Below are 575 nucleotides of genomic sequence, written 5' to 3'. Positions count from 1 at the left end.
CCCGCCCTCGCCGAGTACGAGCACTACCTCGACGACGTCCTGCGGAAGAAGCCGCACACGCGGTCGAGCGAGGTCGAGGAGGTGCTGGCGGACCTCTCGGAGGTCACCGACGCGCCGAGTGAGATCTACTCGATGCTGACGAACGCCGACATGACCTACGGCGTCGTCGAGGACCCCGACGGCGAGGAGGTCGAGATCACGCAGGCGAACTTCACGAAGCTCCAGACGAACCCGGACCGCGAGTTCCGCGAGCGCATCCATGAGACGTTCTACGACGAGTGGGCCGACGTGCGCAACACGGTCGGCACCTCTTTAGAGAAGGCCGTCCGCGAGCACGTCACGAGCGCCGAGATCCGCGACTACGACTCCGCGCGGGCCGCCGCGCTCGACGACTCGAACGTCCCGGTCGAGGTGTACGACACCCTCGTCGACACCGTCGACGACAACCTCGACGTGCTCCACCGCCACGCGGAGCTGAAGGAGGCGGCGCTCGGCGTCGACCAACTCCAGAGCCACGACCTCTACATGTCGCTGACGGGCGACCAAGGGCCGGACGTGGAGTACGAGCAGGCCCG

The 575-nt window shown here is 67.3% G+C and carries 1 protein-coding gene; it reads left to right on the top strand.

From position 1 onward, the window contains the following. On the top strand, positions 1 to 575 hold a 575-nt coding region (locus D3D02_RS18610), incomplete at both ends, for a M3 family metallopeptidase (protein WP_147435727.1).

Source organism: Halobellus sp. Atlit-38R (genome assembly GCF_003665925.1).
In the GTDB taxonomy this organism is placed as follows: domain Archaea; phylum Halobacteriota; class Halobacteria; order Halobacteriales; family Haloferacaceae; genus Haloquadratum; species Haloquadratum inordinatus.
The sequence above is the reverse complement of the archived record's forward strand: the minus strand, read 5'-3'. Positions and strand labels throughout refer to the sequence as shown.